Annotated in this window: 15 protein-coding genes; 7 read left to right on the top strand and 8 right to left on the bottom strand. The window is 36.9% G+C overall.

All coding sequences use genetic code 11. From position 1 onward, the window contains the following. Positions 1-2: 2 nt before the first annotated feature. From hutX to JEP71_RS01310, 4 genes are read right to left on the bottom strand one after another with little or no spacing between them, the layout of a single operon-like run. Positions 3-491, bottom strand: a complete 489-nt coding sequence (gene hutX, locus JEP71_RS01325) for a heme utilization cystosolic carrier protein HutX (protein WP_232797447.1) — start codon at positions 489-491, stop codon at positions 3-5. Between the two features lie 42 nt (positions 492-533). Further along, entirely contained in the window at positions 534-1880 is a 1347-nt protein-coding gene (gene hutW / locus JEP71_RS01320; protein WP_198625622.1) for a heme anaerobic degradation radical SAM methyltransferase ChuW/HutW, read from the bottom strand. Between the two features lie 13 nt (positions 1881-1893). Then, the gene (locus tag JEP71_RS01315; protein ID WP_040133469.1) at positions 1894-2772 is read right to left on the bottom strand and encodes a heme/hemin ABC transporter substrate-binding protein; all 879 of its coding nucleotides are present in this window, start codon (positions 2770-2772) and stop codon (positions 1894-1896) included. Between the two features lie 2 nt (positions 2773-2774). Further along, the gene (locus tag JEP71_RS01310) at positions 2775-4913 is read right to left on the bottom strand and encodes a TonB-dependent receptor plug domain-containing protein (protein WP_198625621.1); all 2139 of its coding nucleotides are present in this window, start codon (positions 4911-4913) and stop codon (positions 2775-2777) included. Between the two features lie 305 nt (positions 4914-5218). On the opposite strand from JEP71_RS01310, the gene JEP71_RS01305 reads away from it, so the two are divergent. The 3 genes from JEP71_RS01305 to JEP71_RS17730 all read left to right on the top strand — a co-directional run bounded on the left by JEP71_RS01305 (position 5219) and on the right by JEP71_RS17730 (position 7714). Next, entirely contained in the window at positions 5219-5674 is a 456-nt protein-coding gene (locus tag JEP71_RS01305; protein ID WP_040133470.1) for a YaiI/YqxD family protein, read from the top strand. 139 nt (positions 5675-5813) lie between these two features. Beyond that, positions 5814-7214 (top strand): amidohydrolase, encoded by a 1401-nt coding sequence (locus JEP71_RS01300; RefSeq protein ID WP_198625620.1) that lies wholly within the window; start codon positions 5814-5816, stop codon positions 7212-7214. Positions 7215-7480: 266 nt separating this feature from the next. Next, positions 7481-7714 carry a DUF4139 domain-containing protein gene (locus tag JEP71_RS17730; protein WP_198625758.1) on the top strand — a complete coding sequence of 78 codons (234 nt, stop codon included), beginning with the start codon at positions 7481-7483 and terminating at the stop codon, positions 7712-7714. Between the two features lie 110 nt (positions 7715-7824). Here JEP71_RS17730 and yidZ read toward each other — a convergent pair whose 3' ends face one another. The 3 genes from yidZ to mnmH all read right to left on the bottom strand — a co-directional run bounded on the left by yidZ (position 7825) and on the right by mnmH (position 11259). Then, positions 7825-8802, bottom strand: coding sequence for an HTH-type transcriptional regulator YidZ (yidZ, locus tag JEP71_RS01290; RefSeq protein WP_332872256.1), 978 nt, complete (start codon positions 8800-8802; stop codon positions 7825-7827). After that, a complete protein-coding gene (locus tag JEP71_RS01285; protein WP_198625618.1) occupies positions 8792-9958 on the bottom strand; it encodes an MFS transporter in 1167 nt (388 codons plus the stop codon). The genes yidZ and JEP71_RS01285 overlap by 11 nt, the downstream gene beginning before the upstream one ends. A gap of 215 nt (positions 9959-10173) precedes the next feature. Continuing rightward, on the bottom strand, positions 10174-11259 hold the full coding sequence (gene mnmH, locus JEP71_RS01280; RefSeq protein WP_040133163.1) for a tRNA 2-selenouridine(34) synthase MnmH: 1086 nt from the start codon (positions 11257-11259) through the stop codon (positions 10174-10176). 480 nt (positions 11260-11739) lie between these two features. On the opposite strand from mnmH, the gene JEP71_RS01275 reads away from it, so the two are divergent. From JEP71_RS01275 to JEP71_RS01260, 4 genes are all read left to right on the top strand, one after another. Then, positions 11740-12147, top strand: coding sequence for a DUF6122 family protein (locus tag JEP71_RS01275; protein WP_198625617.1), 408 nt, complete (start codon positions 11740-11742; stop codon positions 12145-12147). A gap of 126 nt (positions 12148-12273) precedes the next feature. Continuing rightward, positions 12274-13626: a molecular chaperone gene (yegD, locus tag JEP71_RS01270; protein WP_198625616.1), complete on the top strand. Its 1353-nt coding sequence runs from the start codon at positions 12274-12276 to the stop codon at positions 13624-13626. Between the two features lie 147 nt (positions 13627-13773). Beyond that, positions 13774-14799 carry a threonine aldolase family protein gene (locus JEP71_RS01265; RefSeq protein WP_198625615.1) on the top strand — a complete coding sequence of 342 codons (1026 nt, stop codon included), beginning with the start codon at positions 13774-13776 and terminating at the stop codon, positions 14797-14799. 163 nt (positions 14800-14962) lie between these two features. Then, positions 14963-15226 (top strand): DUF3811 domain-containing protein, encoded by a 264-nt coding sequence (locus tag JEP71_RS01260; protein WP_040133167.1) that lies wholly within the window; start codon positions 14963-14965, stop codon positions 15224-15226. 101 nt (positions 15227-15327) lie between these two features. Here the strand turns inward: JEP71_RS01260 and xylB are convergent, their stop codons facing one another. Further along, positions 15328-16782 carry a xylulokinase gene (gene xylB, locus JEP71_RS01255; RefSeq protein ID WP_198619530.1) on the bottom strand — a complete coding sequence of 485 codons (1455 nt, stop codon included), beginning with the start codon at positions 16780-16782 and terminating at the stop codon, positions 15328-15330. Positions 16783-16802 lie beyond the last annotated feature (20 nt).

Genomic DNA, 16802 nt, shown 5'->3' with positions numbered 1-16802 from the left:
AATTATTCCTTATTTAATTGTTGTGCTAATTGACGGAAGGCTGATAATTGCTCTGGTAACAATTGACGATGTTCGTCTCTACCAAGGAAAATCTTAAACATTGCAACGCCTTCATGATTGAAAAATAAGATAGAGGCGGTATCCATACCCATAAATTTACGCTCGATCATCGCAATATATTGGCAATTTTCGGCTTTAATATGGCCTGTCATTCCTTTTTTACCACGTAAGTTAAAATAGCCATGACGATGAAAACCACTTGGTAATTCACCGCTAAACTCTAAAATAACATCTTGAGTATGCACAAGCGTGGTGACATTACCCCATTTCATGACGTTATCCCACACTATATCGAATTGCTCACCACCCATTAATGAACGTGATGGTAAATGTCTTACAACGTCTAATAACGTTGTATTAAATTGCGTCGCAATAGTTTCCAATGTGCCATCAGGCTCTGTCATTAAAAATTGTTGTAACTCTGTATTCATGATGTTGTTTCCATCTTTTCATTAATAGTAAGGGTGATGAGATTAACGAGGAGTATTTAACTGCAAAATTAATTGCTGTAAGGAAGTCAGTAAATTACTTGCCCAAAACCGACCTTCATTGGTCAGTTTCATGCAAAGAAAATCATCTTCAACAAGACCTGCTTGATACCATTGATTTAATAAAGGGGAGAGCTGAGTCGCTTGCGGACTTAATTTGGCTAAATCAACACGACCACATTCAATGCCCGCTTGTAGTTCATGACGCCAACGAAAACCGCTGTCTGTTGTACGGCTCATCATCATCAACGGTTTTTGGTTATCCGTGATTTTTTGATAATAATTATCGAGTGAGCGTTCAATCATCCAAGAATAACCATTAACTGAACCACCAGCACCAGAGCCAAAGGCAAGACAATCCGCGCCTTGTTTAATTAATAAATTATAGAGATTGCGTTCACGAGTTGTTCTAGCCCAATGACTATTACTGATCTGACGCCAACCCACGTTATCCATAAAATCACAACCTTGAAGATAAAGCGCTCGCCTTTCTATCGGTGTTGGTACTGTCACACGTTGATTTTCGACAGCTTTACCTAATGGTGTATTTGGCAATAAATTCAAGGCATATAAATCGACACCATCTAAGCCAATATCATGGGCAATAGTCAGATCCTCTTGCCAATTCAGCGCATTTTGTCCCGGTAATCCAAATAACAGATCACACACCACAGCAGCTCTATCTCGTAAACAGAGTCCTTTCATAAACTTAGCGGCTTCTTCACCGGTTGATGTCCTTGCCATTCGTTTACGTATTTTGCTGTTAAAGGTTTGAATACCAATAGAAAATCGATTTGCACCTGCATCTAAACAAGCATCAATTCGATTATCATCAAAATTTAAAACGCGACCTTCAATCGTGATTTCGCAATCTGGTGCTAAGGGGAGTGATTGGCGTAAATGTGTGATCACACGATAGAGATCTTTTGCTGATAATGCAGAAGGGGTTCCACCGCCAAAGTAAACTGCATGAATTGGTGCTGACTGATAAAGTAAGCTATCTGATTCAGCCGATATCTCACGCAGTAATGCGTCGGTATAACGCTTACAGGCTGCTTCGTGATAGTTATTTTGATAGAAACCACAAAATGTACAATGCGTTGCACAAAAAGGGATATGAATATACAACAAACGTTTACACGCAGGCGTTTTACTGTTTAACAGTGTTTGCCATGTAGATTGTTGATCTCCTTTCACAATAGGTACAGAGCCTCGCCACGGCATTGTGGCATGTCTATCACGAAAAGGGCTATCACCCTCAAGTGCAAAATGGGGAGTAAGATCGATTTCAGTCGAAAATTGCGTGCTATGTGTTGCGACTAACTCTTTCATTATTAAATCATTCCTACTTATTATCATTAACAGGATCAGCGGGATAAAATTGTTGATGCAATAACTCCACGGCATCCACAATACGAGGTCCCATTCCCAAAATAAGGGATTGATCAATTTCAATAATGCGTTGATTTTTCCATGCTTGTGTCATTGAGACACCGGGAACGGACGCTAATCCTTCAGAGGATCTTATACCGCCAGTATGGTTTTGTTGGCTTTGTGTGGTTATAACGATAACTTCTGGGTCAGCCGCGATAATGGCTTCTGCGCTATAGATACGATAATTTTCGTGAGTGGCGATATTATCTCCACCCGCTAATGCCAAAATGGCATCTGCAACACTGTTTTTTCCTGCAACTTGAGGAATTCCCCCTCCTGGTGAAAGAAAGAACAATACTTTTACTTTGCGCTTAATGTGATTATTTTTAGCTGTGATCGTCGTTAAACGAGATTGCAGTGAACTAATCAAAGTTTCTGCTTCTGTCTGTTTATCTAATGAAACCGCTAAGGTACGAATATTTTTAAGCATTAATTCAAACGTAGCGGGTGTTCTTGGTAAAGAAATAACCTTTACATTATGTTGTGCGAGTTGGCGTAATACCATTCTAGGTTCAGCATCATCCCAAGTCACAAAAGTAGAAGGGCGTAATGACAGAATGCCTTCTGTACTTAACTGTTTCCAATATCCGATATGAGGCAATGCTTGTGTTTGTTCAGGATAAGACGTTGTTTCATCAACACCGACAACCTTATTGCCAGCACCTATGGCATAAACCAATTCCGTTATAGAGCCTCCAGCAATAACCCAGCGTTCATTATTTTTGTTTTCTTTTGCCATTAAGTTAAAAGGCAACAATAACAAACTAAGTGCGATTACTATTTTTTTCATAATTAAAATGCCCATGTCAGACCAACTGCTGCATTAATTCCCGCGGCAGGAATAGATTCATGAGCCGTTTGATAACGCTTATTTAAAATATTATTTAAATCGAAGTTAATACGGTATTGATCGTTATGACCAAATTCCGTACTCAATGAAAGATTAACCGTCGTCCAACCTGCATAGTGCTGTTTATTTTCGGGGTTACTATGATCTTTCGCTTTTGTTGCTGCTCTTAAATATAAGTCCGACATTAGATTCATATTATTGAGCAGTAATAAATGCTTAGCACCAATACGAGAAGTTAATGTTGGTTCACCGGTATCCCATGTTTTCAATGTTGAACCAATAAATTGACGACGTATCACATTGGCAGAAACATAAGGAGTAATTGACCAACCTTGGTATTGAGCCATCACTTCCATACCATAAGTTTTCGCGCGATCGATATTGTCGTAATAGAAATAATCTGCTCGGCCAGTTTTACTATTTCCTTCGCAAATACGTTCTCCCGCACAAGCGATAGATGTGATGTAATCTTTAGCTTCAGAATAATAAATCGCGCTATCGATGTACCAATTATTCCCTTTATAACGCGCACCAAATTCCACATTATTAGAATGTTCTGCTTCAAGATCGCGATTACCGTAAGTCACCGCACCGCCAGCAGTTGTGTTCATGAATTGCTGAACAAGTGTCGGGAAAACATAACCTTGTGCAAACGCGAGACGTAATTCTGTATCTTTAAATCCAGAATAACGCAAATGAGATGACACAATAAAAGCGTTATCTTTCACAGAATCGTAAGCTAATGTCTTATAACTTGTTCCTGTTTTATTATGGTGAATAGTTTCATCACCATCTTGTAATTCTGATTCCAACCAATATTGTCTGGCGCCCATAGTCCATGACCAATCATCTGTTATTTTCCAATCATTTTGGGCAAAAACAGAGATATTGGTTTGTTTACTGCGGTTATGCAAAAGAGATTGTTTTTCATAATTAACAGCAGGTGGAAAACCCGTTGTACTATTTGAAGAAGTCTGCCCAGCGGACGTTTGTTTTACTTTATCTTGTTGATATTGAGCGCCTAAAATTAACTCATTATTTGCAGGTAAAGTAAAATTAGCCTGCATAGTCATTCCATAAGTATTTTGAGTGTCTTCAGACTGAGTTCGGTTTTTAACGGTTAAATTACCAATCATTGGGCTACCCGTTGGGGTAACAACACCAACACGGTTTTCAAATTTTCGCTCTATACGTTGTGTATAGGCATCAATATGAAGTTTTTTGAAATAATCTGTATCAGCATCATAGTCATAAAATAAACCGACTTTTTCACGCTCAAGTTTAGGTACTTTAACGCTAAACTCTTGATATTTTCCTTCATCAGCATAATAAGATTGTGTTGATAAATTATAACGATCGAGCGAAAGACCAAACTTATGTTTATCCACTTTATAACCTAACCATGCACCTTGACCGTTATTTCTAAAATGCGTATTAGGTAAACGCCCATCAGGAGTATATCTATCACCATGATCGGCATAACTTCCATTAAGGCGATATTCAAAATCACCGACAGTACCTGAAATTAATGCAGACTCTCGCCATCCCATCGTTGCTGAGTCATAAACGACTTTGACATTTCCCCCAAAAGGCTTATCGCCACCTTTTTGAGTAATTAAATTCACCACACCGCCAATAGCTTGTGAGCCATAAAGCACAGAATAGGGGCCTTTAACCACTTCAATACGCTCTAGTGCAGATTCATCAATTAAAATACCGGCACCATAATTTTGACCGCCTCGTTGATAGGTTACTTCTTGTCCATCAACCAATAAAAGTACACGTGATGATGCTTCTCCACGAATACGGATCTGTTTACGGCCAGCAAGGCTATTGTCTGTAACTTCAACACCAGGAATATCACGTAATTGGTCAGCAATAGAAGATGAATTTGATTGGCTTAATGTTTCTTTATCAATAACTTGGATAGTAGCAGGGCTGTTCCATAAAGAAGTTGCGCTACGTGTTGTTGTCACAACAAGTGTTTCTTCTTTAGGTGGAGCATTATCAGCAATAGCATATTGAGAGAGTGAGAGTGTTAAAGCGGACAACACGAAGCAAGATTTAAATTGAATGCACATAGTCGCAGACCTTAATGAGATCGGTAATTATTATCATTCGCTTTATAATTTAAGTTTTGGTATTCATCAACATAAAAATGGCAAATAGAATACATCTTTGATTTTGATCAAGGTAAAATTGTGATCTCATGCACAATGGATGCTTAAATAAACAAAAAAGGCATAAAAAGAAGGGTTTTTAAGCAAATAAAGAAAAGGAGACGAGAAAGAGTAAAGCTTCAATCACTTAGTTAGTATTAATGTGTTATTTTAAACACCATAAATATAGACCATTTAATACCGAAAATAACAAAGAGAGTGTTGTTATGCCTATATGGGTTGATGCTGATGCATGTCCAAAAGTAATCAAAGAAGTGTTATATCGTGCAGCAGATAGAGAAAAAGTGATTATTACGTTTGTTGCTAATCAACGATTAATTGTACCTGCATCGCCTTTCTTACGTACATTACAAGTTTCGGCTGGGTTTGATGTTGCTGATAACGAAATTGTTCGCCGCACCAATAAAGATGATTTGGTTATTACCGCTGATATTCCATTAGCTGCCGAAGTCATAGAAAAGGGCGCAGTAGCACTGAATCCAAGAGGTGAACGTTATACTGAAGCAACTATTCGTGAACGTTTAAATATACGTGATTTTATGGATACGATGAGAGCAAGCGGTATTCAAACTGGAGGACCCGCAAGTTTAAGTCAGCGTGACCGCCAACTTTTTGCGAATGAATTAGATAAGTGGCTTTTACAACAAAAAAAGCGCGCTTAATTTAAGTCAGTAAACAAATGCGATAATAACTTCAATTAATTATTTATTCGGTGATCTCATTCACTTTCAATTGATATCAAAAACCAATGAATTTATTTATAATCTTAAGGAAATTTTCCCATCAAGACGAGAGGTAATGATGTCATTTTCTAAATCTATGCTTGCTTTGGCTGTAATGGCTGTCTCCTTTTCTAGTTACGCGGCAAAACAGGCTGATTTGATGATAGTTGACGGCACTGTTCTGACTATGGATCAGCAAAATAAAATCATTGAACAGGGTACTGTTGTCGTAAAAGAAAATAAAATTATTGCCGTTGGTGGCCCTGAGCTTTCTAAAGAGTATCAAGCTAATAAAGTATTAGATGTTGATGGTGATATTGTGATGCCGGGTTTAATTAATACCCATACTCATGGTTCGATGACGGTATTTCGTTCATTAGCCGATGATGTGCCAGACAGACTTCACCGTTATATTTTCCCACTTGAAAGCAAAATGGTTTCTCGCGAAATGGTCAGAGTAGGTGCTGATCTTGCAAATATCGAAATGGTAAAAGGTGGCGTAACAACTTACGTTGATATGTATTATTTCGAAGATGAAGTAGCCAAGACTGTTGATAAAATGGGTAATCGTGCAGTATTAGGAGAGTCTGTTATTAATTTCCCTGTTGCCGATGCAAAAACACCAGAAGAGGGTATCCAATACGCAGTAAACTTTATTAAAGAATATAAAGATCACCCTCGTATTATCCCAGCATTTGCACCACATGCTCCTTACACAAATACCACAGAAAACCTTCAGAAAATTGCTAAGTTATCAATAGAACTTGATGTTCCTGTTATGATCCATTTAGCTGAAACTGATCGTGAACAAGAAGAAATCGCTAAACGTACTGGCGGTAAAAGCCCAGTTCAATATATGGCAGATATCGGAGCGTTAAATAATAAAGTTATCGCGGCTCACGCAATTATGGTCGATGATAACGATATTGATTTACTGAAAAAATATGATGTTGGTGTCGCTCATAATATTAGTGCAAATACTAAATCAGCGAAAGGTGTGGCGCCTGTCGTCGCGATGCTAGAAAAAGGTGTTCGTGTAGGTTTAGGGACTGATGGCCCAATGTCAAGTAACACACTAACGACGATGAATGAGCTAAATCTTGTGGGTAAAATCCATAAGTTAGAGAATAAAGATCGTGCTGCTATGCCACCATTAACCGTTGTAGAGCTGGCAACAATGGGGTCGGCGAAAGTATTACATATGGAAGATAAATTGGGATCTTTAGAATCAGGTAAACTTGCTGATATTATCGTTGTTGATACTAAATCACCTAACATGGTGCCAATGTATAGCCCTTATGCAGCATTAGTTTATGGTGCAAATGGAAGTAATGTTCGTCATACCATTGTTGATGGAAAAATCTTAATGGAAGATCGCCAATTATTAACAGTTGATGAAAAAGCCATTATTAAAGAAGCGCAAGATTTCTCTGATAAAGTGCGTAAAACTGTTATCGACAGCGGTGAAGTTGTTAAATAAAAATCGATAGTAATATTTTTATCCTAGGCAGTTTGTTTTTAAACTGCCTTTTTCATTGTTTATTACTGAAATTTTTCTCTTATTCTTATCTAAACAAGACGATATAAAGCTAATAAAAGCTAAATATTTCCCCATCATTAAGATAATCCTTATTATTTAAATATTCATTTAATTAAAAATACTAATATACTGTTTTATCTATTCTTTTCACCTTCACGCTATTAGATCTTTAAGTTTATTCTGTTATCTAATTTGAGAGTTATACCATTAAACTAAGAAACACTTACAATTCTCCTGTAAAAGTAACTATTTACGATCAGCTACCACTGAGTCAGGAAAACAATATCAATGTAGCAGATGCGGTTTATAAAGATGGCGTACTTGATAAAGATACTGGCGAAATTAAATGGAATATCACATTAGGTGCAAAAGAGGAAAAATCATTACCTCTAAATTACACCCTTTCTTATCCTAAAAATAGGCAAATTGTGGGATTATGATTTTTCTCATCTAAATTTAAAAAGTAAAATAGAAGAAATAGACGAAATAGAAGAGGGGGCATTTGCACCTTTTTCTATTTTAAATAGCAGTAAAAATAGCAGTAAAACTTTTAATAAGTATTTTTCTGCATAAACTGATTAACACTATTTTTGATAGTTTCTCTTAACCACAGCACTTTAGAATTATACGCATGGCGTTTATGCCATAGTAAAATAAATGAAATATCAAGTTGTTCAGAAACACTATGTGGTAGAGGGATAGGCAATGTTACTAAATTAGGTAAAACTCGTGAGGTATAATGGACACAATATCCAGGCAAACAAGTAATGAGTTCATGATTAGGTTGAGAAATCGTAAATAAAGTTTGCTCAAATGACGTGTAAGTTATCGCGATATTACGTAAACGCCCATGCTCTGCCAATATCTCATCTAATGCCCAATGAGCACGTTTATCATATTCTGTTGAAATGTGAGAATAGTGCAAAAATGTCTCTAAATTCCAAGGTTCATTTAATAAAGGATGATTTTTTCGAACATAAACCAATGGTGTATCACGAAAAAGCTCTTCACAATCGATGACTTCAGGTAATAAATGTAACGCCTCTTTAGAGCCTGAATAATATTCACGACCTAAAAAAGCAATATCAGCATCACCATCGATAATGCTTGATAACGAGTTATATTCCCAATTTCGTATTTGCACCATTGATTGAGGATAATAATTCAATATTTCCAAAGGAAATTGATTGAGTAGTACCTGATGTAAAGGAGATTCTAATATTAAACTGAAATGAACACCTTTAGGCGTTTCGCTATTTTGCTTGCTCGCGATATGGTTACCAATATTAATAAAATCAGAAAGAGACTCTTCAATACTTAATGTCAAAGGTGTTGGAATTAATCCTTGAGGGCTACGAACGAAAAGGGGATCATCAAACCAAATCCGTAATTTAGCCAATGCTTTACTGACTGCTGAAGGCGAAATAGACAACCATTTTGCAGTTAATGTAACACTGCGCTCTTGTAAAAGAATTTGAAAAATAACTAATAAATTCAAGTCTATTCGATGTAATGGCTTATGCATCACAATTCACCTTTTGTTGTTGTCCAGAAGAACGAAAGAGATGCAAAAAGGTAAAACCAATAAGGCAACTAGCAGACAATATAACCATCAGCATATTAATTGCAGATATTCCCAACCATCCCATAGTCCAGATATAGAGAGATGCAAAACTCAATTGCGAAATCCCTAAAATCGAACTGGCAAGCCCTGCACGCTGACTAAATGGAGAGAGCGCTTGACTCATTATAATACCAAATAACAACGCAAACCCCGCACCACATAATGAAAATGAAGCAAAGAACCAACGAGGATCACTGTTTTTTCCAATAAAAAGAAAAATAACTGCACCTAAAAAGCTCGATAAGCCAGTATATAAAATGGTTTCATAACGAAGTTTTGTTAAAATTTTAGGCATCATAAACGACGTTGCCATACTGACCATTGAAAGCAATGTAATTGCTGTTGAATACTGCCCAGTAGTGTAATGCATTTGTTGCATAATCACGATTGGAGAGATATTAACATAAGTCAGGATCACGCTCATTCCCAAGCACGAAATAAGCAAACGACTTAAAAAGAAACTATTTAAGAAAGACTCACCAGTGATTGTGTTATTTTTAGTCCACTGTTTTGGTTTAGTTTCTTTTATTCCAAAGAAACAATAAATAAAAATTAATAGCGCATAGATTGCCATAGCATAAAACATCACTGGCCATTTAAATTTTAATAAGATCAGAAAACCTAAAACAGGCGCTAATACTGGAATAATACAAGTAATACCATTTATCATAGAAAGGACTTTAGCGCGTTGTTTTTCAGCTAATGTATCTCGTAATATCGCAAAGGTAACAACGTAACAAAACCCAGCCCCAATACCTTGGAAAAAACGTGCAATTAAAAAATTATTTTCCGTTACAGAAATTCCCGCATTAAATGATGCCAATAAGAAAATAGCTGTTCCAAGCAATACAATGGGCTTACGCCCTAAATTATCACTACACCATCCTGCAACTAACATGGATGAAACCATGCCCATTAAATAAATTGAAAAAGCTTGATGTAATGTCGCTTCTGATGCGTCTAAATCATTCGCTATTGCCGTTAAACCTGTTAAATGTAAATCCACACCAAGAGGGTAAATCAGCACTAAACAAAAGCTAAAAAGGATATATTTTGTCATCCAGCCACCTCAATTATTCTGATGAAGAGGCATTCTAGTCGTCAAAGAAACTGAAACCTAATGACAAAAAAGCAATCTCTAATTTCCATTTTGGAAATAATATATTTATCTCATTATCAAAGTTTAGGATCATTACAGCATTAAAGCCCCGTAACATAAATTTACGGGGCTTTTCTTTGGTATACGCATTTAATACAAGAAATTTTAGCTATCTACTAATTTTTAAACCACTGCATGACTTCTTCATAACTTCCTTGGTAAATAATTTTATCTTCCTTTTTACTTAATTGATAACGATACATAGGATCGTAATACTCTTTAAGTAAAGGGGTTAACCAAGAAAAATGCGCTTCTGTATTACCACTCATTTTTTGTGTTTCTAATGCTTTATCAAGTAATTGAGTTAATTCAGAGGCTCTTTGAGAGCCTAATCGACGACGTATTGCAAATAGCCCATGATGTAAATAATCACTATAAGCTTGCCAGCCTTCATTTTCGCCATAAACATCTAAAAAATCGTGTGTCATACGATCAAAATATTCTGCTTTCAAACGTTCTATGCGTCGTTCAAAGGGATCATCAACAACAACTATTGAAGCCTCAACCATTTTTGCTCGTAAACATTCAGGTAATCCATTGGCGCCAATAGCACGACCTTCATCCTCAAGTACCCATCGTGTATATTTCGGTGCTTTCTGCAACATTTCAACACCAAGATGGTTTTCAAATGTGGCTTGAGGAAATTGTTCTTCTACAGTGCGGCCAAAAGATGAACCTCGATGGTGTGCAATACCTTCAAGGTCAATACCCTCAGGTAATGAACGCACTAAAGTCGTTTTTCCATTACCGGTACATCCACCAATTAAGATAATAGGCCGTTGAACCAATTCATTGGTCATTTCAATAACAGTCTGTCTTAACGCCTTATATCCACCTTCAATTAATGGATAATCTATACCTATTTCTTTAAGCCATTGCTGAACTATATGAGAACGCATTCCTCCTCGAGCACAGCAAATATAACCATTGGGAAATTGCTCACAAGCTTCACGCCAAGCTGCAATACGGTTGTCACGAATTTCACCACTCACCAATTGATGCCCTAAATCAACCGCTTTTTGTGAACCTTGCTGTTTATAACAAGTCCCCACAGCAGCGCGTTCCTCATCATTCATTAAAGGCAAATTGATAGCATTAGGGATCGAACCTTGATTAAATTCAATAGGCGCACGCACATCAATAATAGGTGTGTTATTAGCAAGAATATGTCGAATATTTTGAGCAGAAAACGCTGATTCCATAATAAAAATTGTTATATCTAGTCTGGCTGAAAGATTGACTACTATACTCTTAAGAGCATGTGATGACACGCTTTGATCGTATGTTTTTATTAAATTATAAAGTGTTATTTCTGACAGAATAATTTTTTCTAGAAATATGCATGGCGACAATGTATTTTTTACCTCTCTTATTCATCACAAGAAGAGCTTCAACAATTTATCTTATGGGCAGAGAACTATATTGATACCCAATCTCAATATTTTAAAACGTTATTTATACCCATTTGGAATGGGCTAATAACCGTAATAAATACGCCACATGACTATAATTATGATGATAAAGCATCACATCTTATTTTTTATGGTTGGTCTAAAAAACATTGGATGATGAAGGCTATTTTAAAAGCTAATGGTGAAGAAATTCTTGAATAAAACCCAATAAAGCAGGGTGTTATTTATTTAAAATGAACCGTTAAAAGTAGATACTGTTACGAGGTTTATGTGATATTTGAGATTGTTAGAACGCTTTTACATTACAGCTTGCACTTTTTAGCTCCTATTTTATTAGGCTATCTTTTCTGGCGTAAGAATTGGAAGATAGCCTCACTTCTTATGATAGGAACAATGGCTATTGATATTGACCATTTGTTAGCAACACCTATTTTTGATCTCAACCGTTGTAGCGTGGGTTTTCACCCATTACATACCAGTTGGGCTGCTTTAATTTACTTAGGCATATGGTTTTTACCCTCATGGAAATTAAAAGCCATTGCGGTGGGGTGTTTATTTCATTTATTTACCGACTCGGTTGACTGTTATTTAGGTGGATTAAAACCCAATTTAACAATAACGATGAGTTGTGATAAAAATTACTTTATATCCGATCTAAATAGCAACTCTATTCTCTAAGCCTCTAATATGCTGAATGATTTCACTTATTTTCTCTCTTTCAAACCACATAATCTGATGGTAATTACAAAAAGCTTGATGTAGAGTGCTCAGTCTTTTTTTAATGAAGTCTATTGGGGAGGCTAAATGTTTATTGGCTTTGACTACGGAACATCGAATTGTTCTGTTGCAATGATGAAAGAGGGAAAACCCACTCTTTTGCCTTTAGAAGGTAATGATGTGTATATTCCATCAACCCTTTGTGCGCCAACCCGTGAATCCGTTTCTGAGCACTTATTTCGCCATTTAAATATTAAACCGTCCAGTGAAGTTGGCGAACAATTACTAAGAAAATCGATCGCGTTTAATCGAGAAGAAGATATTGAATTAGTTCCTGAAGATATTCTTTTCGGACAATCTGCATTAAGTTTATACCTACGTGATCCTCGTGATGTCTATTACGTTAAATCACCTAAATCCTTTTTAGGTGCATCAGGCCTACATGAGATACAAATTAGCTTCTTTGAAGATTTAGTTTGCGCCATGATGGCAAATATTAAGCACCAAGCAGAAAAAACCACACAAGAAGCGATCACAGATACCGTTATTGGCAAACCTATTAACTTTAATGGGTTAGGTGGCGATGCTTCAAATAGGCAAGCTGAAAGCATTCTTATCCGTGCAGCTAAAAGAGCTGGCTTTAAGAATATTATGTTTGAATTTGAACCTGTTGCTGCCGGACTTGAATATGAGTCGACGTTAACTAAAGACCAAACTGTATTAGTCGTTGATATTGGTGGTGGTACAACTGACTGCTCATTAATTCAAATGGGGCCAAGTTATCAAGGTAAAACCGACCGTTCAAACACATTACTTGCGCATAGTGGACAACGTGTTGGTGGTAATGATCTTGATATTTACCTTGCTTTTAAACAAATTATGCCATTATTTGGTATGACAGGGTTAACGTCTTCAGGTATTAAATTACCTCTGAAACAGTTCTGGGATCCTATTGCGATTAATAATGTAGAAGCTCAAAAAGATTTTTATTCTCGTCAAAACCTTGCTGTATTAAATCAGTTAAGACGGGACGCAAAAGAGCCTGAAAAAATAACACGCCTTATTGAAGTCTATAATGAAACATTGGGTTACAGCATTGTTCGACGTGCTGAAGAAGCCAAAATTGCCTTATCAGATTCTCCTGAATATATTGCTAATATCGCGTTATTAAGTGAAACCTTAGAATTAACGATTGAACGTGATCAAATGGTTGAATCTATTGAATCACCAAAAAGCAAAATGATTGAATTGGTTAATGATGCGGTAAAACAAGGGGGAATAAAACCGGACGCTATCTTTATGACTGGAGGTTCGGCTCGTTCGCCTATTTTATGCCAAGCAATAGAACAACAGTTACCCAATGTTCCTATTGTTAAAGGTAATGATTTTGGCTCTGTCACCGCAGGATTAGCACGTTGGGGCGAGGTTTGCTTTAAATAATTAATATCAAATAATCGGTTTTAAATAACTGACTTTTTCAATATATTAAAGCGCTTTACATTCAATCTTTGTATTGATTAGATGTAAAGCGTTTTTCTTTTTTCTTTATAAAACACGATAAAAACACAACATTCGACAGGAGAACACATGTACCGCTTCCAAAATGATTATAATGAAATTGCACATCCTGCGGTCATGAAAGCAATCACTGATACAATAGGGCAACGCTATGATGGATATGGTATGGATAAGCTTTGTCATCAAGCTGCTCAATCAATAAAACAGCGTATTCAACAACCTAGTGCAGATATTCACTTTTTTAATGGTGGCACCATTACTAATTTAACCGCTATCTCTCATTTTTTACGTCCACACCAAGCTGTTATTTCTGTTAGTACTGGGCATATCGCTACACATGAAACAGGTGCTATTGAAGCAACGGGGCACAAAGTTATCACCACTTTTTCGGCAGATGGTAAATTAACGCCCGCATTGTTAAAACCTATTCTCGCTGAACATAACGATGAACACTGGGTTCAACCTAAGCTTGTTTATATTACGAATGCCACCGAAATTGGTACGGTTTATCGCAAAGCGGAGTTGCAAGCACTGCGTGATTTCTGTAACGAGCATAACTTATGGTTATATCTTGATGGTGCTCGTTTGGCAGCAGGATTAATGTCTGCACAAAGCGATCTGACTATCGAAGATATCGCTAGCTTAACCGATGCTTTTTATATTGGTGGCACTAAAATTGGTGCAATGTCAGCTGAAACGCTAGTGATTTGTCACCCAGCACTAAAATCTGATTTTCGTTTTAGCTTAAAACAAAAGGGTGGATTACAAGCGAAAGGCTGGTTATTAGGCGCGCAATTTGAAGCTTTATTTAAAGAGGATCTCTATTTCAAATTAGGTAAACACCTTAATGAAATGGCATCACAATTAACTGAGTTCTTTACTGCACAAGGTTTTGAATTTTTAGCGCCACCAGAATCCAACCAAATTTTTGTTATTTTGCCAAACACGATTGCAGAAAAATTAACACAGCAGTTTGTTTTTCATCGTGTTTTACTTGAAGACCCTAATTTGAGTTGTTTACGTCTTTGTACTTCTTGGGCAACAACACAACAAGATATTGATGAATTCAAAGTGACCTTTTTGAAATTAATTTAATTATTTAAGTTATTAGTTATTAAACTTCATCCATTACGCGCTTTTTTAAGGCGTAATGGATCTTCAATAAAATAGCGATCTAAATTTAAGAATATAGTGATGATGCAATAACGGGATAATGCTATATTAAAGACTCCTCACTCAACATAAGTAGGGTAATAGAATGAAGAAACTGACACTCCAAGAAATGACAGATGCCCAACAAATGCGAGTAAGAACCCGAATAGGTCAAGAGAGAAAGAAATTAGGGCGTGAATTAACGAATGCTGAAATGAACAAAGTCAAAGACTCCATTATTACCGAAATCTCCCTCGAAGTTGAAAAAGCCACCAAAAAAGCACAAGCCCTCAAGAAAAAACAAAAACTAGCCCCGAGTGATGAAACCTACAGTTGGTCAGCCAAAAACCACAGTCGGGGATATCGTTAATTTTTTGCCTTGCTAGTAAATTCGATTACTAGCAAGGAGTTACCTTAAAGGTTTTACTTTCAATTAATTGCTCTAAATACCCTGATATTGACGCAATATTGTTATATTTCCATCGTCTCTATTAATGAATATAACTTTTTAAATGCATGATATTTTTTATCGTATATTTTATGTTTTTCTAAATTTGGTGTATGACGTTTTTTAAGCTTAGGTTGAGAAAGAATAACTTGTGATGAATGTGCTGGATTTACCGCTAATTGAGCCAATCTTGCTGCACCAAGAGCAGGGCCAACATCACCGCCTTGGCGATAATCAAGTGTTTTTCCTGTAATATCAGCAAGCAGTTGCCGCCAATATCCACTTCTGGCTCCACCACCAATTAATGTAATATTATCAGCTGATTGACCTGCATTTTCAGCAACTTCAATACCTTGCCGTAACGCAAAACTCACTCCTTCTAGAACCGCTTGGCATAAATCAGCTCGTTGATGCTCATGGGTTAATCCCCAAAAGATACCTTTCGCATTAGGGTTGTTATAAGGTGTCCGTTCACCTGAAAGATAAGGTAAAAAAAGTAGAGGGCTATCAGCAAAAGTAGCGTGTTCAATTTCTTCAAACATCGCACTCACACTCTCAATACCTGTTAGTTGACACACCCAATCAAGACATGATGCAGCACTCAGCATCACCGACATTAAATGCCAAGTATTAGGTAATGCATGACAAAAACTGTGTACGGCATTATCACTATTTTGGAGAAACTGTTCACTCACCACAAAATAAACACCCGACGTACCTAAAGAAAGCATTGCCTGACCTGGTTGATAAACACCCACGCCAATTGCACCTGCTGCATTATCGCCGCCACCAGCAATAATAGGTACTTGTTTCATCTGCCATTTTTTAGCGATATCAGCCAATAGATAGCCCGTTATTTGATTACCTTCAAACAACGTGGGCATTTGACGACGCGTTAATCCTGTTGCCTTTAAAAGCTCATCACTCCAATCTCGTTTTTGCATATCTAACCAAAGCGTACCAGCTGAATCTGACATATCACTGGCGAAATTACCGCTCATCTTCCAACGTAAAAAATCTTTAGGTAATAAAACATGTGCAATGCGTTGAAAGATTTCAGGTTCATATTCAGCAACCCATTGTAGTTTTGGCGCAGTAAAGCCGGGCATAACTAAGTTACCCGTGATTTTTTTAAACTGAGGATATTGCGCCTCAAGCATTTGGCACTGTTTAAAACTGCGTCCATCATTCCATAATATTGCAGGACGTAAAACCGCTTGCTGATCATCAAGCAAAACGGCGCCATGCATCTGTCCGCTTAATCCAATCGCCTCAATTTGATCCATTGGAAAATGACATCCAAGCTGAAGAATGGCTTCTTCTGTTGCTTGCCACCATTGTAGTGGATCTTGTTCTGACCATTGAGGGTGAGGGCGTGAAATTGTTAAAGGAACTGAATGGCTAGTGACAACGTCACCTTGTTCATTCATTATAATCGCTTTAACGCTTGATGTGCCTAAATCTAGCCCTAAATACATGAAGTTACCTCATGACCTGT

This window comes from Proteus sp. PR00224 (genome assembly GCF_016238105.1).
Taxonomy (GTDB): Bacteria; Pseudomonadota; Gammaproteobacteria; order Enterobacterales; family Enterobacteriaceae; genus Proteus.
This window is presented reverse-complemented; position numbering and strand designations above follow the sequence as displayed.